Annotated in this window: 15 protein-coding genes; 11 read left to right on the forward strand and 4 right to left on the reverse strand. The window is 70.8% G+C overall.

Annotated features, from left to right (window positions below):
- The 4 genes from AC3WLN_RS08930 to AC3WLN_RS08945 form a co-directional block, all read right to left on the reverse strand.
- Nucleotides 1–627: DUF1839 family protein (locus AC3WLN_RS08930; RefSeq protein WP_492480664.1), on the reverse strand; the 627-nt coding region annotated here is incomplete at its 3' end.
- 4 nt (nt 628–631) lie between these two features.
- Nucleotides 632–1,615, reverse strand: a complete 984-nt coding sequence (locus AC3WLN_RS08935) for an amino acid--[acyl-carrier-protein] ligase (protein WP_492480665.1) — start codon at nt 1,613–1,615, stop codon at nt 632–634.
- Nucleotides 1,615–2,778 carry an acyl-CoA dehydrogenase family protein gene (locus AC3WLN_RS08940; RefSeq protein WP_492480666.1) on the reverse strand — a complete coding sequence of 388 codons (1,164 nt, stop codon included), beginning with the start codon at nt 2,776–2,778 and terminating at the stop codon, nt 1,615–1,617. The genes AC3WLN_RS08935 and AC3WLN_RS08940 overlap by 1 nt, the downstream gene beginning before the upstream one ends.
- Nucleotides 2,775–3,029 carry an acyl carrier protein gene (locus tag AC3WLN_RS08945; protein WP_492480667.1) on the reverse strand — a complete coding sequence of 85 codons (255 nt, stop codon included), beginning with the start codon at nt 3,027–3,029 and terminating at the stop codon, nt 2,775–2,777. The genes AC3WLN_RS08940 and AC3WLN_RS08945 overlap by 4 nt, the downstream gene beginning before the upstream one ends.
- Nucleotides 3,030–3,450: 421 nt before the next feature.
- Between AC3WLN_RS08945 and AC3WLN_RS08950 the strand changes: the two genes are divergently transcribed.
- The 11 genes from AC3WLN_RS08950 to AC3WLN_RS09000 all read left to right on the forward strand — a co-directional run bounded on the left by AC3WLN_RS08950 (nt 3,451) and on the right by AC3WLN_RS09000 (nt 20,424).
- Nucleotides 3,451–4,539, forward strand: a complete 1,089-nt coding sequence (locus tag AC3WLN_RS08950; protein WP_492480668.1) for an acyltransferase family protein — start codon at nt 3,451–3,453, stop codon at nt 4,537–4,539.
- Nucleotides 4,540–4,783: 244 nt separating this feature from the next.
- Nucleotides 4,784–5,971 (forward strand): glycosyltransferase, encoded by a 1,188-nt coding sequence (locus tag AC3WLN_RS08955; protein WP_492480669.1) that lies wholly within the window; start codon nt 4,784–4,786, stop codon nt 5,969–5,971.
- Nucleotides 5,972–5,982: 11 nt separating this feature from the next.
- On the forward strand, nt 5,983–8,181 hold the full coding sequence (locus AC3WLN_RS08960) for a GumC family protein (protein ID WP_492480670.1): 2,199 nt from the start codon (nt 5,983–5,985) through the stop codon (nt 8,179–8,181).
- A 110-nt stretch (nt 8,182–8,291) separates the two neighbouring features.
- Complete coding sequence (locus tag AC3WLN_RS08965) at nt 8,292–9,398, forward strand: glycosyltransferase family 4 protein (protein ID WP_492480704.1); 1,107 nt, start codon at nt 8,292–8,294, stop codon at nt 9,396–9,398.
- Nucleotides 9,399–9,439: 41 nt separating this feature from the next.
- Nucleotides 9,440–10,579: a glycosyltransferase family 4 protein gene (locus AC3WLN_RS08970; protein WP_492480671.1), complete on the forward strand. Its 1,140-nt coding sequence runs from the start codon at nt 9,440–9,442 to the stop codon at nt 10,577–10,579.
- Nucleotides 10,560–11,819, forward strand: a complete 1,260-nt coding sequence (locus AC3WLN_RS08975) for a glycosyltransferase family 4 protein (RefSeq protein ID WP_492480672.1) — start codon at nt 10,560–10,562, stop codon at nt 11,817–11,819. Before AC3WLN_RS08970 ends, AC3WLN_RS08975 begins: the two co-directional genes overlap by 20 nt.
- A gap of 131 nt (nt 11,820–11,950) precedes the next feature.
- Nucleotides 11,951–13,174 (forward strand): glycosyltransferase family 4 protein, encoded by a 1,224-nt coding sequence (locus AC3WLN_RS08980; protein WP_492480705.1) that lies wholly within the window; start codon nt 11,951–11,953, stop codon nt 13,172–13,174.
- On the forward strand, nt 13,171–14,682 hold the full coding sequence (locus AC3WLN_RS08985; RefSeq protein ID WP_492480673.1) for a lipopolysaccharide biosynthesis protein: 1,512 nt from the start codon (nt 13,171–13,173) through the stop codon (nt 14,680–14,682). The genes AC3WLN_RS08980 and AC3WLN_RS08985 overlap by 4 nt, the downstream gene beginning before the upstream one ends.
- Nucleotides 14,683–14,794: 112 nt before the next feature.
- Entirely contained in the window at nt 14,795–16,087 is a 1,293-nt protein-coding gene (locus AC3WLN_RS08990; protein ID WP_492480674.1) for an O-antigen ligase family protein, read from the forward strand.
- 147 nt (nt 16,088–16,234) lie between these two features.
- Nucleotides 16,235–17,320, forward strand: a complete 1,086-nt coding sequence (locus tag AC3WLN_RS08995; protein ID WP_492480675.1) for an efflux RND transporter periplasmic adaptor subunit — start codon at nt 16,235–16,237, stop codon at nt 17,318–17,320.
- Nucleotides 17,317–20,424 (forward strand): efflux RND transporter permease subunit, encoded by a 3,108-nt coding sequence (locus tag AC3WLN_RS09000; protein ID WP_492480676.1) that lies wholly within the window; start codon nt 17,317–17,319, stop codon nt 20,422–20,424. The genes AC3WLN_RS08995 and AC3WLN_RS09000 overlap by 4 nt, the downstream gene beginning before the upstream one ends.
- Nucleotides 20,425–20,489 lie beyond the last annotated feature (65 nt).

Below are 20,489 nucleotides of genomic sequence, written 5' to 3' on the forward strand. Positions count from 1 at the left end.
GCGCCGGGGCGCCGGGGCGCGATGACGCCGCAGCAGCCCGAGGGCCGCCTCCGGCAGGTCGGCGGCGTCCAGGGGCGGCGCGACCGCCTTCACGAACTCCGCGTAGGGGGGCAGCAGCGCCGGCCCGAAGATGCCGCGGTAATCGTCATCGGACAGCCGGAAGCGGCCGGCATTATGGAGATAGTCGAGCTCCTGGGTCTCCGGGTCGAGCGCCAGGATGCCGATCGTGGTTTTGCCGTGCTCGCGACGATAGGTGGTGCCGTGGGTATCCGGCAGGTAAATGGCGTCGACCTCCACCAGGACCGGCCGGCCGCGGGGCAGTTGCACCAGGGCCTGCGCCTCGAGGCTGTCGTAGACGGCGAGCTCCAGCACCTCGAGCCCGTAGAGCCGTTCGATGTCGGCCGCCGGCGGTTTGAAGAAGGTGAACTGGTCGCCCTCGAAATCCTGCCGCACGGTAAAGCCCAGCATCGCCTCCGGCATGAGGCCGCGCCCGTGCAGGAGTTCGATCCAGAGGTCGACGTAGCAATTCGTCTCCGGCCAGTTGCGGTCGGCCGCGTGGAGTGGGTGCGGCGCGTAGGGCGTCGCGGGTCCGAGCCCCGACGCCGGCTGGAGAAGGGCGGCGGTCACCGGATCAGCCCCACAGGATGGTGCGAACGGAGTCCGGCCAGGCGGCGAGGTCCAGGCCGTGATGACGCAGCAGCGCCAGGGTGATCCGTTCCAGGCCGAAGCCGACGCAGGCGGTGTGGGCGACGCTGCCATCGGCCTGACGCAGATCCCAGGTCGTCCCGAAGTGATCCTGGTGATAGTTGAAGCTGAGGCAGGCGGTCGGCTTCTCGACGCTGTTCACCGGCACGTTGAGCTCGAACTTCAGGTTCTGCTGGCGCTGGTTGTTGGCGAGCATCCGACCGGCGCGGCCGAAGAACGGGTCGTTGGCCACGTCGATCGCCAGGGGTAGATCGAGGCTGCGGATCATCTCGGTGCCGCGGGCGAGCCAGGACTCGCGGAAAGCCAGCACCTGCTCGGGGCTGCCCATGCGGACGTATTCGCGCATCCGGAAGAGCTGCATCCGGGTCGGCTCCAGGCTCGGCTCGCGCCGGAAGCAGTAGGATTGCAGGTCGAACAGGCCGCCCCCGTCGGGCAGCCGGCCGCGTGCGGCGGCGGCCGGGTAGAGCGGGTAGCAGGCGGCCGGCGTGAGCACGATGTCGGTTGCCTGCTGGTGGCCGGTCCAGTCGCTCCGGGCCTCGACGCAGGCGAGAAGCTCGGCGTGCTCAGCCTCGTTGCCGCAGAAGCTGTGCACCGTGCCGGCGAGGTTCGGGAAACCCTTGAGGTAGCCGCTGCGCTCGAAGGCCGGTCGGCTCATGCCGGGGGGGAAGCGCATCACCTCGGCACCGTCCGCCGCGCCGAGGCGGCTGATCAGCCGGTCGAGGGCGTCGACGACGCTCTCGAAGGCGCCGCTGCGTCCGTAGAGGCCGTCGACGCCGGTGCGCACCAGGAGACCCTGATCGAACAGGCGGTCGAGGAAGCTCGGGCCGGCGTCCTGCGCCGCCTCGACGACGTCGGGGATCGCGGCGTCTCCGGCGCGGGATTCGGCGGTGGGAGAGAAGATCGAGTCCATCACGCGCTCATGAGCTGGCCGCCGCCCTTCTGCACGAGCAGAAGCTTGGCGGTGTTGGCGAGGATGCGGTCGTTGCCGATCATCAGCGGCGCCGAGAGGACGTCGCGCAGTGGCCGGCCGAGGCTGAAGGGCGTGCCGTTCTTGTAGCCGGCGAGGCCGACGATCGAGAGGGCGCGCTGCACGATGTCGACGGCCATCTCCGAAGCGGTCGTCTTCAGGTTGTTGAGCATGACCGAGAAACCGATCGACCCGATCGTGTCGGCGTCTCCGTGGGCATCCTCGTAGCGGCGCAGTGCCGATACGATGGCGGCCCGCATCGCCTGGAGGGCATTGGAGACCTCGGCGAGGCGCAGGGCCGTGGACGGCACCTGTCCCGGCTGGCGCCGGGCCTCGGCCTGCACGAAGGTGCGGGCGCGGTCGACGGCGGAATTGGCGATGCCGAACCAGACGCTGCTCCAGAGGAGATGCGAGGAAGCCAGCATCGACTGGGCTGCGATCTCCGCGAAGGGCTTGGGCAGGATCTGCTCGACCGGGATGTCCCGGGCTTCCAGTCGGAAGCCGTCACTGCAGGTGCCGCGCATGCCCAGGGTGTCCCACACGGTCTTGCGCTCCAGGGAGATCTGATCGGCGAACAGGGCCACCAGCACCTGATCGGAGCCCGCGGCTTCCGGGTGGCGCCGGGCAGTGGCCAGGATCAGGTCGGCCTGGGTACCGTAGGAGATTACCGAGGCGTCCTTGCCGAGGGCGAAGACGTTGCCGGTGGTCTCGACGGCACAGAAGCTGGTGCGCAGGTCGCCGCCGATCCCGGCCTCCGTGGTCGACGAGGCGACGAGGAGCTGTTCCTGGGCGATCCGCTCCATCAGGTGGCAGTGCCAGGCGCTCTCCAGGCCGTGTGCCACGAGGCTCGCGACCTTGATGTGATGCATGGCGAACACCATCGCGGCGCTGCTGCACGCCTGTCCGAGGGTGCTGCACAGATCCGCGATCTCGCGCAGCCCAGCGCCTTCGCCGCCGAACTGGCTCGGGATCTGCAGGCCCAGCAGGCGCTCCGCCTTGAGGGCCGTGACCGCTTCCAGGGGGAAGCGGCCGTCGCGGTCGACGGCATCGGCATGGAGCGCCGCGACCGCCGCCGCACGCTGCGCGCGCTGGGCCAGGGTGCTCATGCGGCCTTCGGACGGATGACGGCGGCGACGGTCTCGCGGATCGCACCGATGGTCGCGAAGGACTTGCGGCTCAGGAGCTCGTCGGGGAACTCGATGCCGAACCGCTCCTCGAGGGCGAGCATGAGCTGAACCGAGCCGAACGAGTCGAGGCCGCGATCGAACAGGCTTTCGTCGTCGGCGATCTGCTCGGCGATCGGCGCAAGCGCCTCGTTCGACGCAAGGATCTGACGGATGTCTTGGGAAGTGACCAAGGTGCGGCTCCTTTCTAGGATAAGGTGATGTATTGAGCGGGACTGGACATTGTCAAACAACATGATCCGCAATGGTAAATACCGGCCTCTGTTGTGAGTCGTGCAATCCGGCGCGCTCTGGCCGGTCCCGGGCGCTTTGATCGCCCTGGAGTTACGCGGATCATCGAGAGGCGCCGCTTTACAGTCGCTTTCCGTAAGGGCCGAAGCCTGCAGAATTCGCAACGATCGGGGTGGCCGGCGGCAAGACCTGCGGCCGTGATGAATGAAATCTGACGACGATTGCAGAAAAACGGGGTGATTCAGGATAACGCCCGGAATGACGTGACTCCACGGTCTGCGACGCGCTGAGATCCGGGGATCGGGCGTTGACCGGACGCCCTCCACGTCAGGCGGGCGGCGTCACGCGATCCTTCGGCGAGAAATGATCTACAATCTGCAGATCCTGCGCGCCCTGGCGGCCTACGCGGTCTTCCTGACGCACTTCGGACACTATGCCGGCCCGGTGCTTCCGCGGCCGGATGCCCTCGCGTTCGGCGCGGCGGGCGTGGACGTCTTCTTCGTCCTGTCCGGCTTCATCATGTTCGTGAGCACGGCAGGCCGGGGCGAGACGCCCGGGTCGTTCCTGCTGCGCCGGGCGATCCGGGTCGTGCCGCTCTACTGGCTGGTCACCCTGGCCCTGGCGCTGATCGCCTTCGCCGGCCTGAAGCCGATCGGCATCGTCGAACTGCGGCCCGACTACGTGGTGCAGTCGCTGCTGTTCCTGCCGTTCTCGCGGGGCGGCTTCGTCGAGCCCCTCAACTCGGTCGGCTGGACGCTCAACTACGAGATGTTCTTCTACGCCGTCTTCGCCGCCCTGCTGCTTCTGGAGAGGCTCAGGACGCGGATGCTCGGGCTCGTCCTGGCCTTCGGCGTCCTGGTCCTTCTCGGGCTTGCCCCCGTGCCGGGGCTGTACTGGCTCTATTACACCAAGCCGATCATTCTCGAATTCGTCGCCGGAGCGGGCCTCGGCTACGCCTATCTCCGCCTTGGTCCGCTGCCGCCCGACGTCCCCGTCCGGCGCACGGCCGGGACCGCCCTCGCGGCTGCGGCAGCGATCATCCTGGGCGGCCAGGCCATGGCGGCCACCCTCGGCGCCGGGCTGGAGATGACCGGCTTCCTGCGTCCCCTGGTCTGGGGCAGCGCCGCGGTCCTGACCGTCGGCGCGCTGCTCGTCCTGGAGCGGGGCGGCGTCGTCCTGCAGTCTCGGTGGCTGCTTTCCCAAGGGAATGCCAGCTACGCGTTCTATCTCGTGCACAACCTCATGCTGCACACCAGCGCCAAGGTGGCGGCGATCCTGATGCCCCCGGGGCCGTTGCGCGTCGCCCTGATCTTCATCCTCGCCTTTTCGGCGTCGATCGCTCTCGGAGAGTGGCTGTACCGCGGAGTCGAGCGGCCGCTCGGCGCGGCCCTGCGGCGCTGGTGCGATCGAGGGGGGCGCCCCGCTCCGCTGCCCGGCGTCGTTGCGCCTTGATGGCATCGCGTGGTCAAGCTTCTGTCTTGATGCTTAACGATACCTGAAGGCTGAGTAAGTATTTTTCGAGAAAACCACCGGAAGACTATTAGCTCTGAGTACTGTTCATCTGAGATACTCCTTCCGAGTCTGAGTTGGTCGTAGTATTTTGGTTTGGAGAAGTGGAGCTCCGGTCGGCCGGTCTTCTGGCCGTACGTCAGCAGTGATTCACTCGGTGTCCGGCGTGCCGGCGAGGATGGTTCGGATGCGTGTGGCGATCGTTCACGACTGGTTGTACGTGGTCGGGGGTGCCGAGCAGGTGCTGCGGCAACTGCTGAAGATCTATCCGCAGGCCCACGTCTTCACGCTGTTCGACTTCCTGCCCGAGTCGGCGCGGCTGCATCTCGGCTACGTTCAGTCGCGCACCAGCTTCATTCAGCGGATGCCCTTCGCGCGGACGCGGCACCGGCATTACCTGCCGCTGATGCCCCTCGCCATCGAGCAGTTCGACCTGTCGAGCTACGATCTGGTCATCTCGAGCAGCTACGCTGTCGCCAAGGGCGTCCTCACCGGGCCCGACCAGCTTCACATCTCCTACGTCCACTCGCCGATGCGCTACGCCTGGGACCTCCAGCACACCTACCTGCGCGAGAGCAACTGCACGAGCGGCCTCAAGGGCCTCCTCGCCCGGCTCGTCCTGCATCGCATGCGCCTGTGGGACTACCGCACGGCGGCCGGGCCGAACGCGATCGTCGCCAATTCGGGTTTCGTGGCGCGACGCATCCACAAAGTCTACGGCCGCAGCGCCGAGGTGATCCCACCGCCCGTCACCCTGTCGAGCCAGCGCTACGACGGACCGCGCGCCAACCACTTCCTGGTGGCGAGCCGTCTCGTGCCCTACAAGAACGTCGAGGCGGTGGTGCGCACCTTCGCGCAGCTGCCCGACCTCAACCTCGTGGTCGCCGGCACCGGCCCTGAGGCCGAACGGCTGAAGGCGATCGCGACCCCGAACGTCTCCTTCGCGGGCTTCGTCTCCGACGAGGAACTGCGCCGTCTCATGGCCACCGCCCGCGCCTTCGTCTTCGCGGCGGAGGAGGATTTCGGAATCATCGTGGTGGAAGCCCAGTCGGAGGGCACGCCCGTGCTCGCCCTCGGCCGCGGCGGAGCGCGCGAGACGGTCCAAGTCCAGGGGCCGAACCGCACGGGCCTGTTCTTCGACGCCCCCGAGCCCGACGCCATCGCGTCCTGCGTGCGCGATTTCATCCGCCAGGAGGACAGCTTCTCCCGCGAGGCCTGCCGCAATCAGGCGGAGCCGTTCTCGGCCGAGCTGTTCCGCATCCGGTTCTCGCGCTTCGTCGACGAGCAACTCGTGATGCACCGCGCCGCCTGCGAGCCCCGTCCGCGCACCCTCTCCCGGCTCGAGCCCGTTCCCCGGCTCGAAGCCGCCTCCTGAGAAGCGGAGCCATGTCCCTCCTCGCCCTCGACATCCCCGACAGGGTTCCGGCCGCCGGGCGCATCCTGGAGCAGGAGCGCGAGCGCGGCGGTGCGCTCATGGCGCCGCTCCTGAAGATCTGGCGCCGCCGCATCCTGTTTGCCGGCGTCTTCGTCGCCATCCTCGGGCTCGCCGTGGCGTTCCTGATCCGGACACCGGCCCAGTACGTCGCCAGCGGTTCCGTCATCGTGGCCGAGCCCGAGCCCGGCGCCAACAACGCTTCGATGGCCTGGATCCAGAAACTCGGCGATCCAGCCGATCTCGAGAGCCAGATCCTGGTCATCCGTTCGCCGCGCCTGATGCGCCTGGCCGCCGAGAGCGGCCTCGCCGAGTCGGTGATGGCCGAATGTCGCCATGCGATGACGCGCGGACGTCCCGAGCGGATCACCGAAAAGAAGGACGCCGTCTGCGCCAAGCTCGGCAGCGATCGCGACGCCCTCGTGGAATACCTGCAGAAGCGCTACATGGTGGGCAGCGCCGGCCGCTCGCGGGTGATCGCCATCGGCTACAAGTCGCCGCTGCCCGAGGTGGCGCAGACGATGGCCAACGCCCTGATCAACGCCTTCCTGGAAGACCAGCGCAACGCGCAGGCCTCGAGCCGCAAGGCCGCCACCGACTGGCTGTTCACCGAGATCAAGCAACTCGACGCCTCGATCCGCGACGACGAGGCACGCATCCAGGCCTTCCGCCGGCGCAAGGGTCTCGTGAAGGGCGCCACCGGGCCGATCAGCGCCGAGCGCCTCACCGGCATCAGCCAGCAGCTCGCCGCCGCCGAGGCCGCCAAGGCCGACGCCGCGGCGCGCCTGAAGGAGATCGAGGCCGACCGCCGCCGCGGCTCGGACAGCGCCCCGGCAGTGCTCGCCAGCCGCGCGGTGGGCGACCTGAAGCAGCAGATCAGCACCGTCAGCGCCCAGCTCGCCAACCAGAGCACGCTCCTCGGTCCGAACCACCCCACCGTGCGCGCTCTCCAGACCGAGCAGGCCAGCCTGCGCGCCCGGATCGACCGCGAACTCGCCAACGTCGCCGACGGCCTGCGCAAGACCTACGAGGCATCGAACACCCTGGCCCGGTCCCTGCGCGCCCAGATGGAGAGCGCCAAGTCCGAGGCCGCCGCCGCGATGGACGACGAGGCCTCGATCGAGGGCATGGTCCGCAACGCCGAGATCAAGCGCTTGCGCTACGCGGACCTCGTGAAGCGGGCGAGCGAACTGGAGACCGAGCGGCGCATCCTCACCGGCAGCACCCGCCTCGTCAGCCTCGCCGAGGTGCCGCAGGAGGCGTTCTCGCCCAAGCCCGTTCCGTTCCTCGCCGGCGCCTTCGTCCTCGCGACCGTGCTGGCCGCCGGCGCCGCTCTCCTGCGCGACCTCGCCGACCGCCGCGTCCGAACACCCGCCCAACTCGTGGCCGGCACCGGCGCTCCGGTCTTCGCCCAGCTGCCCTGCCTCGATGCCGGCGGCCTGATGGGCCGCCTCTCAGACCGACGCCGGGAACTGCCCCTGGCGGAGGCCTTGCAGCGGGCGCAGGCGGACCCGGGCATGCGCAACGTGCTGCGCACCCTCCACGCGCACCTGTTCCTGGCGGGCGGCGACGGTTCGCGCACGGTCCTGGTGACCTCGGGCAAGCCGCGTGAAGGCAAGTCCTTCACCACCTTCGCCATCGCCGGCCTCAGCGCCGCGAGCGGCCGCCGGGTCCTGGTGATCGAGTGCGATCTGCGCCGTCCGAACTTCGAGGCGTCGCTCGGCCTCGGCCGCAGCGCCGGCCTCGCGGGCATCCTGCGCGGAGAGATCGATGCGACCGAAGCGGTCATCGCCAAGGACGGCTTCGACGTGATCCCGGCCGGCTTGCCGACGCCGGATTCGACCGAACTCCTGATGAGCCACCGCATGGCGCATCTCCTGCGCTGGAGCCGGCGCTACGACCTCGTGCTCCTCGACAGCCCGCCGACCAGCCTGCTGATGGATGCCTGCATGCTCGCCCGCCACGTCGACGGCGTGCTCTGCTGCACGCGCTACGGCCGCTCGCAGCTTTCCGACACCGTCGAGACCGTGTCGAGCCTGCGAAAGGCCGGCGGCGCCGTCCTCGGCATCGCCATGACGATGGCGAAGCCCGGCGGCCAGCCGACCTACGATGCGATGCCCCTGTCCCTGCCGCACCGTGCGGGAGCCGCCTGATGGCCGCGACGCTCTCCACCGCCGCCGGCCTCGGGCCGACCAGCACCACGGTCCCGGCCGAGGCCCGTGGCGTGAGCCCCCGGGTGCTGTTCGTCAGCCACACCGGCACGATGTCGGGGGCCGAACTCGTCCTGTGCGACATCGCGCAGGCCTGGCCGGGCTCGGCCGCCTACCTGTTCGAGCGCGGCCCGCTCGCCGAGGCCCTACAGGGGGCCGGCCTCACGATCCACCTCGCGGCACCGGGCGCCGACCTCTCGGACCTGCGCCGGGATGTCTCGCCGCTGCGCGCCCTGCCGGTGCTCGGGCGCCTCGCCCGTCTCGCGCTGGACCTCGGCCGCGCGGCGCGCGGCTGCGACGTGGTCTATGCCAATTCGCAGAAGGCCTTCCTGCTCGCCGCCCTGCCCGCCCGCCTCGTCGGCCGTCCCCTGATCTGGCACCTGCACGACATCCTCGACGGCGCCCATTTCGGCCGCGCGCAGCGGATCGTCCAGGCCCGGCTCGCGAATGCCTGCGCGGCGCGGGTGATCGTGCCCTCGCAGGCTGCGGCCACGGCGTTCGTGCGGGCCGGCGGGCGGCGCGACCGGGTGACGGTGGTGCCCAACGGGCTCGACCTGACTCTCGACCCGCGCCCCGCGACCGAACTGCGGGCGGAGCTCGGCCTGCCCGCCGGGCCCCTGATCGGCGTGTTCAGCCGTCTCGCGCCCTGGAAGGGGCAGGACGTCGTCATCGAGGCGCTGGCGCAGGTACCGGGCCTGCGCTGCATCGTGGTGGGTTCGGCTCTGTTCGGCGAGGACGCCTATGCGGCGGCCTTGCGCGACCTCGCGGCGTCCCGCGGCGTCGCCGACCGAATGCTCTTCCTCGGCCAGCGCAGCGACGTGCCTCGCCTGATGCAGGCGGTCGACGCCGTGGTCCATCCCTCCGTCGATCCCGAGCCGTTCGGCCGGACCCTCGTGGAGGCGATGCTGGCGGGCGTGCCCGTGGTCGCCACCGATGCCGGCGCCTCCACCGAGATCCTCGACGGGGGCGCCCTCGGCACCCTGGTGCCGCCGCGCCGGCCCGACCGCATCGCCGCCGCTCTCACCGAGATCCTGGCGTGCCCGGACGCTGTCGCCGAACGCACCCGCCGCGCCCGCGAGCAGGCCCTCGCCCGCTACGGGGCCGCCCGGATGCAGGACGCCCTCGCCGGCCTGATCCGCCGGGCCGCCGCCCGCGGGTGACCCATCCGGGCACCCCTCTCCTCCGGAGCCGCCGAGCCACGATGACCCGCGTCCTCGTCAACATGCCGAGCCAGCATGGCGGCCGCCCGTCCGGCGTGGCCCTGGTGGCCTTCCGGGTGATCGCCGGGCTGCTCGACCGGGGCAACGTCTCGGTGGTCCTGCGCTCGCCCTGGACCCGCGCGCAACTGCCCGAGACGATCCGCGACCGGGTCGCGGTCGTCACCGTGCCGCGCCCGCGCCTGATGATCCTCGACGTGCTGCGCCAGGTCCTCGCCGTCCCGGCGCTGTGCCGGGCCGAAGGCATCGACGTGGTGCTGAACGCCGATCCCTACGGCGCGGCCTTCGGCGGCCGGGCCCGCGTCAGCGTCGTGCACGACCTCTACTTCCGCACCATCCCGGACTGCACCGGGCGGCGCGAGGCCCTGACGACGGACCTGATCTTCCGGCTGGTGCTCGGCAACAGCGCCCGCGTGATCGCGGTCTCGGATACCACCCGGGGCAGCCTCGAGCAGTTCTACCCGTCCCTGCGCGGCCGGGTCCGGACCGTCCCCTCGGCGGCGATGCTCGACGAGGCGGCGGGTCCCGACCCGGAGGCCGCACTCGGCGCCTACGTCCTGGCGGTGGGCAACGCCACCCACAACAAGAACCTCGCCGCCCTGGGGCGGGCCGTCGCGGCGCTCTCCCACACCCATCCGGACCTCGCCATCGTCCATGTCGGTGAGGATGCGCAGGAGACCATCGCGGCCGCCCTGGCCGGGGCACCGGTGCAGCTGACACGCCTGTCGCGCATCGGCGAGGACCGCCTGGCCGCCCTCTACCGAGGCGCCCTCTGCCTGTGCGTGCCGTCCTTCGCCGAAGGTTTCTGCCTGCCGGTGCTGGAGGCGCAGACCCTGGGCTGCCCGGTGCTGTGCTCGGACCGCTCGGCGACGCCCGAGATCGCGGGCACCGGCGCGCTCACCTTCGATCCGGCCGACGCGTCCGCGCTCGCGGCCGCCCTGCGCCGCCTTCTGCACGAGCCCGGCCTGCGCGCCGACCTGATCGCGCGCGGCCACGCCAATGCCCGCCGCTACGACTGGGCCGAGACGGCCCGGCGCTACGAGAGCGTCCTCCTCGAGGCTGCGCGCGCGGCCGCCCGCCCGATGCCCACCGGGGAGGCCGCGGATGCGCATCCTGCACCTTAGCTCCCTCTATGCTCCCGAGCAGGTGGGCGGGGCCGAACTGATGGTCGAGACCCTGGCTCGGACCCAGGCCGGCCTCGGCCACGCCGTGGCGGTCGCCTGCGCCTCGCGCCGGGTGGAGGCGCCGTCCCTCCAGGACGGGGTCCGCGTCTATCGGACCGGCCACGGAACCCCCTTCCACAGCCTCGACTGGCCCCGGCACGGGCGCCTCGACCGCCTGCGCTACAAGCTCGCGACGCAGTGGAACCGGCACACCCTCGTCCAGATGGAGGTGGCGGTCCGCGACTTCGCCCCCGACGTGGTCAATACCCACTCGATCTCGGAGATCACGCCGGCGGTCTGGCCCATGCTGCGTCGCCTCGGAATTCCGGTGGTCCACACGCTCCACGACTTCACCAGCCTGTGCACCAACGGCGCCATGGCACGGCACGGCCGGGCCTGCGCCGGCCAGCACCTGAAATGCCGGCTCTACGCGGCCCCCCACCGCCTCTGCCAGCGCGCGGTGGCGGCGGTCGCGGCGGTCGGCACCGACATCCTGGACCGACACGTCGCCGCCGGCTTCTTCGCGGACGTGCCTGCGTCGCTGCGCCGGGTGATCTGGAACCCGATCGGCGCCGGCGGTCCGTCGATGCGGCGGCCGCGCCAGCCCGGCGACCCCGTCGTGTTCGGCTCCCTCGGGCGCATCGAGCCCTCCAAGGGCACCGACGTGCTGCTGGAGGCCTGCCGCCGCCTGCCCCCGGAGGGCTGGCGCCTCGTCGTCGCCGGCCGGGCCGCCGACGGGCTCGAGCGCTACCGCGCCCTGGCGGAGGGGTTGCCGGTAACGTTTGTGGGCTATGCCGACAAGGATGCCTTCCTCGATGCCATCGACTGCCTCGTCGTCCCGCCGGTCTGGCCGGAGGCGTTCGGTCGGACGGTGGCCGAAGCCTATGGTCGCGGCGTGCCGGTGATCGGCACCGCCGTGGGCGGGATCGGCGAGCAGGTCGGTCCCGGTCCCTGGCTCGTGCCCCCTGGCGACGCCCCGGCGCTCGCCGCCGCGATGGCCCGGCTCGTCGCCGCACCGAACCGTCTCCCCGAGGGCCTGTCCCGCGCCGGGGCCGTTCGGGACGGCACCGACCCCGACGCCGTCGCCGCCGCCTATCTCGACCTCTACGCCGCCGTCCGCGCCCGCCCGGCCGTCAGCGCCCATCCCCTCCCGCCGGCGGCCTTCTCCGAGCCACCGCATCTCGACGAGTGCCGACCATGACCGCTTCCGTGATGACCGCTTCCGGGCTGACCACCCCCGCCCTCGCCCGCGCCCGGCTGGAAGCGGCGTCGGCCCCGGCCGTCGAGATGCGCGGCGCGGACGGCGCTGCCCGGACCGCCGCGACCGGCCCGATGCGCATCCTGCATCTCAGCGCACTCTATCCGCCCTACATCGTCGGCGGCGCCGAGCGCTCGGTGGAGCACCTCGCCGAGGAACTGGTGGCGGCCGGCCACACGGTGGCGGCGGCCTGCATCGCCCGCGAGGCCGAGCCCAAGACCGTGCGCAACGGCGTCACGGTCTACCGCATGGCCCACAACAACGACTTCTGGCTGGAGGACTGGCCGAAGGCGACCCGGGTCGGCCGCACCTGGGCGAAGCTGAAGCAGCAGTGGAACTTCGCCATCGCCGCCGAATTCGGCCGTGTCCTCGACGATTTCCGGCCCGACATCGTCAACACGCACTCGCTCCTCGACGTCTCGACCCTGGTCTGGCGGGAGGCGGCCAAGCGCGGCATCCCGATCGTCCACACCGTCTGCGAGTACGACCTGATCTGCGGCAACGCCGCGATGTTCCGGCATGGCAAGCCCTGCACGCACTGGCACCTCGGCTGCAAGGTGGTGAACGCCACCAAGCAGATCACCAACCGCGCGGTGGGGGCCGTGGTGAGCGTCGGGACCGAGATCCTGAAGACCCACGTGAATCACGGCCTGTTCCGCCACCTCGCGCCGGAGCGCCGGCGGGTGATCTACTATTCCTGCACGGTCCCGGACGGCGACCCGGAGGCGCGGCGGCGGATCGATCGCACCGGACGGCCGATGACCTTCGGCTATCTCGGCCGCATCAACGTCGAGAAGGGGGTCGGCACTCTCGTGGACGCGTTCCGATCGGTCGGCCCCGGCGACTGGCGCTGCCTCGTCGCCGGCCAGGCGATGGACGACTCGATCGACCGGTTCAAGGCGCAGGCCGAGGGCCTGCCGATCGAGTTCGTGGGCTGGGCCAAGCCCGCGGATTTCCTCAGCGAGATCGACGTGCTCGTCGTGCCCTCGTTCTGGGCCGAGCCCTCGCCGCGGACGATCTACGAGGCCTACGTCATGGGCGTTCCGGTGATCGGGGCGGCCTCGGGCGGTATCCCCGAGCTGATCGGCGAGGACAACGCCGAATGGCTGTTCACGCCGGGCGACGAGGCCGAACTCGCCGACCGCCTCCGGGCGGTGATCGCCCGCGGCCGCGTCGGCCTGCCGGACGAGCGCAGCTTCCAGCACGTCATCCGAGAATCGACCTCCGAGCGGGTGGCCGAGAAGTATCTCGACCTCTACGCCGAGCTCGTGGACGAGCGCCGGGCCGAGCGCGCGTGAGCGCCACCGCCCTGCTTCCGGGACAGGCCGCGACCGCGCCGGCCTCCCTCGGCGTCACCGACGAACCCGACGTCTCGGGCCGCTCCTTCGCGGCGGCCCGCTGGGTGGCCCTGGCCTCCGTCGGCAACGTCGTCCTCAGCTTCGGGGTGTTCCTGGTCCTCGCCCGGCTGATCGAGCCCGCCGAGTTCGGGCTCGTCGCCGTCGCGGCCGTCTTCATCGACATCCTGCAGATCGTCGCCCGCGGCGGCCTGCCCGACGCGGTGGTCCAGCGGGCGGACCTCGACGAGGACTTCGCCGCCACCGCCTTCTGGGTGACGCTGGCTTCCAGCGTCGTCTACGCGGCGGCCCTCGTCGGACTGTCCTGGCCGATCGCCTGGCTGCTGGACCTGCCCGAGCTGCGCCCGGCCCTCTGCGCGCTCTCCGCCTGCTTCGTGATCTCGGCCCTGGGGGCGATCCACGAGGCACGGCTCCAGCGCAGCTTCGGCTTTCGCAAGCTCGCCCTTCGGGCGCTGGGCGCGAACCTCCTCGGGGGCGCCGCGGCCCTGGCGCTGGCGCTCGCCGATTACGGGGTCTGGAGCCTCGTGGTGCAGCGCCTCGTCGCCACCGGCGCGACCACGCTCCTGACCTGGGCGGCGATGCCCTGGGTCCCGGCCCGGCGCCTGGACGTCCCGGCGGCGCGCCGCCAGATCGCCTTCGGCTCGCGGGTCTTCTCCACCAACCTGCTGCTGGTCTTCTCGATCCGCAGCCAGGAGGTGATCGCCGCCTACTTCCTGTCGACCGCCGATGTCGGCCACCTGCGCCTCGCCTGGCGCTGCATCGATCTCGTCAGCCAGGTCGCCGTCATCCCGTTCTCGGCGGTGGGGCTCACCACCTATGCCCGCCTGCAGGACCGGCCGGCCGACCTCGCCGCCGCCTTCCACGACTTCACCCGGACCTCCGCCTTCCTGGCGCTGCCGGCCTTCTTCGGCATGGCCGCGGTGGCCCCGACGCTGATCCCGTTCCTGTTCGGCGACCAGTGGCACGACGCGGCGCCGGTCCTGCGCATCCTGTCCCTGCTGGCTCCGGAATTCGTGGTCACATCCATGTTGTGGATGATCTTCACGGCGCTGGGGCGCAGCGGCACCGCCCTGAAGCTCGCCGGCGCCCAGTTCGGCCTCGGCGCCGTGGCGGCGATCCTCACCGGGCCCTTCGGCCTTCCCGCCCTCGTCATCGGCCACGTGGTCCGGGCCTACCTGTTCTCGCCGCTGATCGTCCTGCGGGCCGGGCGCTTCGTGCCCGTGAGCAACCGGCGCCTCGTCGGGGTGCTGTTGCCCGCCACCGCCTGCGCCGGCGCCATGGCGGCCCTGGTTCTGCTCGTCCAGGAGCCGATCCACGACGCCCTGGGCGACCGCCTCGGACTCTTCGCCTGCGTGATCCTCGGCATGCTGGCCTACGGCGCCCTCGCCCTGGTCTTCCTGCGTCCGACCGTGCGCTCGGCCCTCGGCTTCTTCGTCCGCCGCGGCGCCTGAACCGGCGGTCTCCGGGCGCCTGCACGCTTCGCAAACCTTTGCGCGCGAGACTGCGCGCCGGGGGCAGGTGCCCGGCCGGGCGGACGGCGGACATGCGAAAGGCTCCGGGACGATGACGGGACCAGCGGGGCCGGTGGCGGCCGGGAGGGTGGAGGCGCGGGCGGTGCCGCTCGCGGCCGACCGCGCAGCCGTGTTCCTGCTCGGGGTCGCCCTGCAGCTCAACGTGCTGACCTCGAGCTTCGGATTGCCGTTCCAGCGCCTGTCGGACCTCCTGCCCTTCCTGCTGATCCCGTGGTTCGGCCTGCGCCGCGCCGTGATCGCCGAGGGCCTGCGCCGGGCCGCGCCCATGGCCGCCATCGGCATCCTGATCGCGCTCTCGCTGGTGCTGAAGGCACAGATCCAGGCCGGCGACGTCTACCTGACCCTCGTGCTGCTCCTGTACTTCGTGCTGGCGATGATCCTGCTCGTCATGTTCCGCGACCGGAGCCTGGAGAACGCCTTCTGCTGGGGGCTGCTCGCGGGCCTCGCCGGCTCGCTCGTCGTCCTGCTGCTCTCCTCTTCCGGGCTGCCCCTGGACCGCTTCGGGCTCGGGGTGCCGACCGATGGCCTCGACGAGGAATTGAAGCTCTTCGTGGAGGACAAGCAGGGCGGACTCTGGGCCTCCGGCAACGAGACCGGCCATGTCTTCGCGCTCGGCGGGGCCGCGGCCCTCCTGCTCAGCCTGCGCACCCGCCTGAACCTTATCTACCTCGGGTACTTCGCCGCCCTCCTGGCGAGCTTCCCCCTGACCAACAACCGTTCCGGACTGTTCATGCCGGTGCTGATCCTGCTGGTGCTGATGCGCCGGAGCATCCGGCTCCAGGTCGTGCTGCCCGTGCTCGGCGTGCTCGGCGCCCTCCTCGTCGCCTTCTCGATGACGGGCGAAATCCCTCTGCTGCCCCAGAAACTGGCGCAGTCGATCGAAACCCGGTTCGCCGGCGACGGCAACGTCTCCGGCAATGCCGACGAGCGCTTCATCTCCGGCCTGACCGCCCTCCAACTCGTGGCCGAGTACCCGTTCGGCGTCGGCGAGGTCGCCCGGCGCGACGAACTCCGCGCCCTCACCGGACTGGTGACGCCGCATAACGGCTTCATCTCCCTGGCGCTCCAGAGCGGGGTGGCGGTCGCCCTTCTCCTCATCGCCGGCCTTGTGCGGATCGCCCACGCCCCCGATGCGGCAGGCCCCTTCGTCGCCTACAGCGCCCTGTTCCTGGTGCCCTCGATGATGTTCGAGGAGCTCTCGGTGAACCAGTACTTCCTCTTCTTCATGGCGGTGATCCTGGCCTCCCTGGTGGTGCGGCCCGCAACCGGAGAGACCTCCGGTTCGTCGAAGCGATCCGGGCTGGGCGGCGCCGCCGCGGACTGAGCCGACCCGGGGCGGCGCGCGCCGTCGCCCGGGCTTGTGCTTCCTCGCACGACGCCGCCTCCGGCAGCGCTTGACCGTTGCCGGACGCCAAAATAGATTATGTTCGTAATCTTAAAGCGTCGGATGTCCGGCTGCGGAGGATGCGTCATGCAGAAATGGTTCGCGCCCGGGCTCGCCACGCTCGCCCTGGCGGCCTGCTCTCCGGCGGAGACGGCGGTGACGCCGGAGGCGCCCCTGGTCCAGGTCGCGGAGGTCGCCCCCGGCCCCGGCGCGGTCTCGCGCTACACCGGCGTGATCCGGGCTCGCACCGAGAGCAATCTCGGCTTCCGGGTCGGCGGCAAGATCTTCGAGCGCCTCGTCGATCCGGGCGACCGGGTGCGCCTCGGCCAGCCTCTGATGCGTCTCGACCGCACCGACTTCACCCTCGCGCTCAACGCCGCGCGCGCCTCGGTCGAGGCGGCCCGTGCCCAGATGATCAAGGCCAAGGCCGACGAGGAGCGCAGCCGCCGGCTCGTGGCAGACGGCTGGACCTCCCGGCAGACCTACGACCAGAACAAGGGCGCGGCCGATGCCGCCATCGCGCAGCTCGCCAATGCCGAGGCCCAGGCCAGCCAGATCCAGAACCAGGCCGGCTATGCCGAGCTCCAGGCCGATGCGGACGGCGTCGTCATGGAGGTGCCCGCCGAGCCCGGCCAGGTGGTCGCGGCCGGCCAGACCGTGGTCAAGCTCGCCCGCGACGGCGCGCGCGAGGCGGAGGTGTTCCTGCCCGAGGGTAGCCGCCGTGCCGCCGAGGGCGAGGCCTCCGCCACCCTCTACGCCGAGGGTGCGGCGACCTACCCGGCGCGCCTGCGCGAACTCTCCGCCACCGCCGATCCGGCCACCCGCACCTACCGGGCGCGCTACATCCTCTCGGGCGGCGGCGAGGCCGCGCCGCTCGGCGCCACCGTCACCCTGCAGCTCAAGGAGCGCGCGGCGGTCCGCCAAGCCAGCGTGGAGGTGCCCCTCGGCGCCCTCTTCGACCAGGGGCGCGGTACCGCCGTCTGGCGCTACGACGCCGCCAGCGAGACCGTGCGCCCGCAGGCCGTGCAGGTCGCCCGCTTGGGCGAGGAGCGCGCCGAGATCGTCGCCGGCCTGAGCCCCGGCGACCGGATCGTGTCGCTCGGCGCCCATCTCCTCAAGCCCGATCAGAAGGTGCGCCAAGCGCCCGCCAGCATGACGGGGGTGGTGCGATGAGCGGCTTCAACCTCTCGGCGCTCGCCGTCCGCGAGCGGGCGGTCACGTTGTTCCTGCTGATCGTGCTGACGGGCGCGGGTTTCTTCGCTTTCGAGAAGCTCGGGCGGGCTGAGGACCCGGCCTTCACCGTCAAGGTCATGACGGTCTCGGCCGCATGGCCGGGCGCGACGTCGGAAGAGATGCAGCGCCAGGTCGCCGACCCCCTGGAGAAGCGCCTGCAGGAGCTCGTCTACTACGACCGGGCCGAGACGACGGTGCGCCCCGGCTTGATGATGACCAAGGTCATCTTCAAGGACAACATGCCGCCGGCCAAGCTCCAGTCGGAGTTCTACCAAGCCCGCAAGAAGCTCGCCGACCAAGCCTCGAGCCTGCCGCGCGGGGTGCTGGGGCCGCTCTTCAACGACGAGTTCTCGGACGTCTACTTCGCCCTCTACGCCGTGCAGGCCAAGGGCCTGCCCCACCGCCAGCTCGTGCTGCGCGCCGAGGACCTGCGCCAGCGCCTGCTGCGGGTGCCGGGCGTCGAGAAGATCAACATCCTTGGCGAGCAGGCCCAGAAGATCTTCGTCGAGATCTCCTATCAGCGCCTGGCCACCCTCGGCATCACCGGCCAGCAATTGCTCGCAGCACTTGCCAACCAGAACGACGTGACCCCGGCCGGCTTCGTCGAGGCCGCGGGTCCGCGCGTGTATCTGCGCCTCGACGGGGCCATCGACGGGCTCGACGCCATCCGCGACCTGCCCGTGGCGGTCGGCGACCGCAGCCTGAAGCTCGGCGACATCGCCGAGGTGACGCGCGGCTACGAGGACCCCAAGACCTTCGCGATCCGCAACGGCGGCGAGCCGGCCCTGATGCTCGGCCTCGTGATGAAGCCCGGCTTCAACGGCTTGAAGCTCGGCGAGGCGCTCAACGCCGAGGAAGTGGCGATCCACCACGAGACGCCGGTGGGCATCAGCTTCACCAAGATCACCGACCAGGCCAAGGTCATCGACGACGCCATCCACGAGTTCATGGTGAAGTTCTTCACCGCGCTCGGCGTGGTGATCTTCGTCTCCCTGGTGGCGCTCGGCTTCCGGGTCGGCATCGTGGTGGCGCTGGCCGTGCCGCTCACCCTCTCGGCGGTGTTCGTGGTGATGATGGTCACGGGGCGCGACTTCGACCGCATCACCCTGGGCGCCCTCATCATCTCGCTGGGCCTGCTCGTCGACGACGCCATCATCGCCATCGAGATGATGGTGGTGCGCATGGAGGAAGGCGCCGACCGCATCGCGGCGGCGACCTATGCCTGGAGCGCCACCGCCGCGCCGATGCTCACCGGCACCCTGGTGACCATCGCGGGCTTCCTGCCGGTGGGCTTTGCGGCCTCCACGGCGGGGGAGTACGCCGGCAACATCTTCTGGGTGGTGGCCTTCTCGCTGATCATTTCCTGGCTCGTGGCCGTGACCTTCACGCCCTATCTCGGCGTCAAGCTGCTGCCGGACATCAAACCCGTGGAGGGCGGGCACGAGGCGATCTACGCCACCAAGAACTACGAGCGCCTGCGCCGCCTCGTACGGATGTCGGTCGACCACAAGTGGATCGCCGCCGGTATCACCGTGGGCCTGTTCGGGCTCGCGGTGGTGGCGATGGGCCGCGTCGAAAAGCAGTTCTTCCCGAACTCCGAGCGGCCCGAACTCATCGTCGAGGTGACGCTGCCGGCGGGTTCGGCCTTCGGGACGACGGAGGCCAGCGTCAAGCGGATCGAGGCGGCCCTGCGCGACCTCCCCGAGGCGCAGGAGATCACGAGCTATATCGGCCAGGGCATGCCCCGCTTCGTGCTGTCCTTCGATCCCGAACTGCCCGATCCGGCCTTCGCGCAGATCGTGGTGCAGACGGCCGATGCGCACGCCCGCGACGCCCTGCGGGGCAAGGTGCGCAGGCTCGTCGACGAAGGGCACTTCCCGGAGGCACGCGTGCGCGTGCTCCAGATCGTGTTCGGGCCGGCGATCCGTTTCCCGGTCGCCTTCCGGGTGGTGGGGCCCGACCTCGATGTCATCCGCGGCATCGCCGCCGAGGTCCGGGAAGTCATGGCGGCCAATCCCAACATGCGCCTCGTCCACCTCGACTGGGGCGACAAGACCCCGAGCCTGCATCTGGCCTTCGACCAGGAGCGCCTGCGCCTGATCGGCCTGACCCCGAAGGAGGCCGCCCAGCAATTGCAGGTCTACCTCAACGGCACGCCCGCCACCCAGGTCCGCGAGAACCTGCGCACCGTCGACGTTCTGCTGCGCAGCCCCGGCCCCGAGCGGCGCTCCCTGGCCGAGATCGGCGACCTAACCCTGGCGACGACGGACGGGCGCCAGGTGCCGGTCTCCCAGGTGGCGCGCCTGGAGAGCCGCACCGAGGACGCGGTGCTGAAGCGCTACAACCGCGAGACCTACATCCGCGTGCAGGGCGACGTGCTCGACGGTCTTCAGCCGCCCGACATCCACGCCCAGGTCTTCCCGCGCCTCGCATCGATCAAGGCCAAGCTCCCGCCGGGCTACCGGATCGACACGGCGGGCGCCGTGGAGGAGAGCGAGAAGGCGATGCTGTCCCTGGTGGTGGTGTTCCCGATCATGCTGATCGTGACGCTCACCGTCATCATGATCCAGGTGCGCTCGTTCGCCACCATGTTCATGGTCTTCGCCACCGCGCCGCTCGGCCTCGTCGGGGCCGCGCCGACCCTGCTCCTCTTCCACCAGCCCTTCGGCTTCAACGCGATCGTCGGCCTGATCTCCCTGTCGGGCATCCTGATGCGCAACACCCTGATCCTGGTGGACCAGATCCACCACGACCAGGCGGCGGGCCTGGGGGATTACGACGCCATCGTGGAATCCACGGTGCGCCGGGCACGGCCCGTGATCCTGACGGCCGCCGCCGCCATGCTGGCCTTCATCCCGCTGACCCACTCGGTGTTCTGGGGGGCGCTGGCCTACGTGCTCATCGGCGGTGTCGGCGTCGGGACCCTGCTGACCCTCCTGTTCCTGCCGGCCCTCTACGCCCTCTGGTTCCGCGTCGGGCGCGGCGCGCGCGGTCAGGACGCCCATAGGGTCGCGGAGGCGATGCCCCACCCGGCCCGGACCTGACGACGATGCCGGGGCCGGACCTTTCGGCGCCGGATGCCATCCGTGAATCGCGCGGGGTTTCCCGA

The sequence above is a fragment of the Methylobacterium sp. FW306-05-D genome (genome assembly GCF_058782155.1).

Coding starts and splice junctions, on each gene's coding strand:
- AC3WLN_RS08935 (WP_492480665.1), bottom strand. CDS start 1,615: ATGGACTCGATCTTCTCTCCCACCGCCGAATCCCGCGCCGGAGACGCC.
- AC3WLN_RS08940 (WP_492480666.1), bottom strand. CDS start 2,778: ATGAGCACCCTGGCCCAGCGCGCGCAGCGTGCGGCGGCGGTCGCGGCG.
- AC3WLN_RS08950 (WP_492480668.1), top strand. CDS start 3,451: ATGATCTACAATCTGCAGATCCTGCGCGCCCTGGCGGCCTACGCGGTC.
- AC3WLN_RS08955 (WP_492480669.1), top strand. CDS start 4,784: ATGCGTGTGGCGATCGTTCACGACTGGTTGTACGTGGTCGGGGGTGCC.
- AC3WLN_RS08960 (WP_492480670.1), top strand. CDS start 5,983: ATGTCCCTCCTCGCCCTCGACATCCCCGACAGGGTTCCGGCCGCCGGG.
- AC3WLN_RS08965 (WP_492480704.1), top strand. CDS start 8,292: ATGTCGGGGGCCGAACTCGTCCTGTGCGACATCGCGCAGGCCTGGCCG.
- AC3WLN_RS08970 (WP_492480671.1), top strand. CDS start 9,440: ATGACCCGCGTCCTCGTCAACATGCCGAGCCAGCATGGCGGCCGCCCG.
- AC3WLN_RS08975 (WP_492480672.1), top strand. CDS start 10,560: ATGCGCATCCTGCACCTTAGCTCCCTCTATGCTCCCGAGCAGGTGGGC.
- AC3WLN_RS08980 (WP_492480705.1), top strand. CDS start 11,951: ATGCGCATCCTGCATCTCAGCGCACTCTATCCGCCCTACATCGTCGGC.
- AC3WLN_RS08990 (WP_492480674.1), top strand. CDS start 14,795: ATGACGGGACCAGCGGGGCCGGTGGCGGCCGGGAGGGTGGAGGCGCGG.
- AC3WLN_RS08995 (WP_492480675.1), top strand. CDS start 16,235: ATGCAGAAATGGTTCGCGCCCGGGCTCGCCACGCTCGCCCTGGCGGCC.
- AC3WLN_RS09000 (WP_492480676.1), top strand. CDS start 17,317: ATGAGCGGCTTCAACCTCTCGGCGCTCGCCGTCCGCGAGCGGGCGGTC.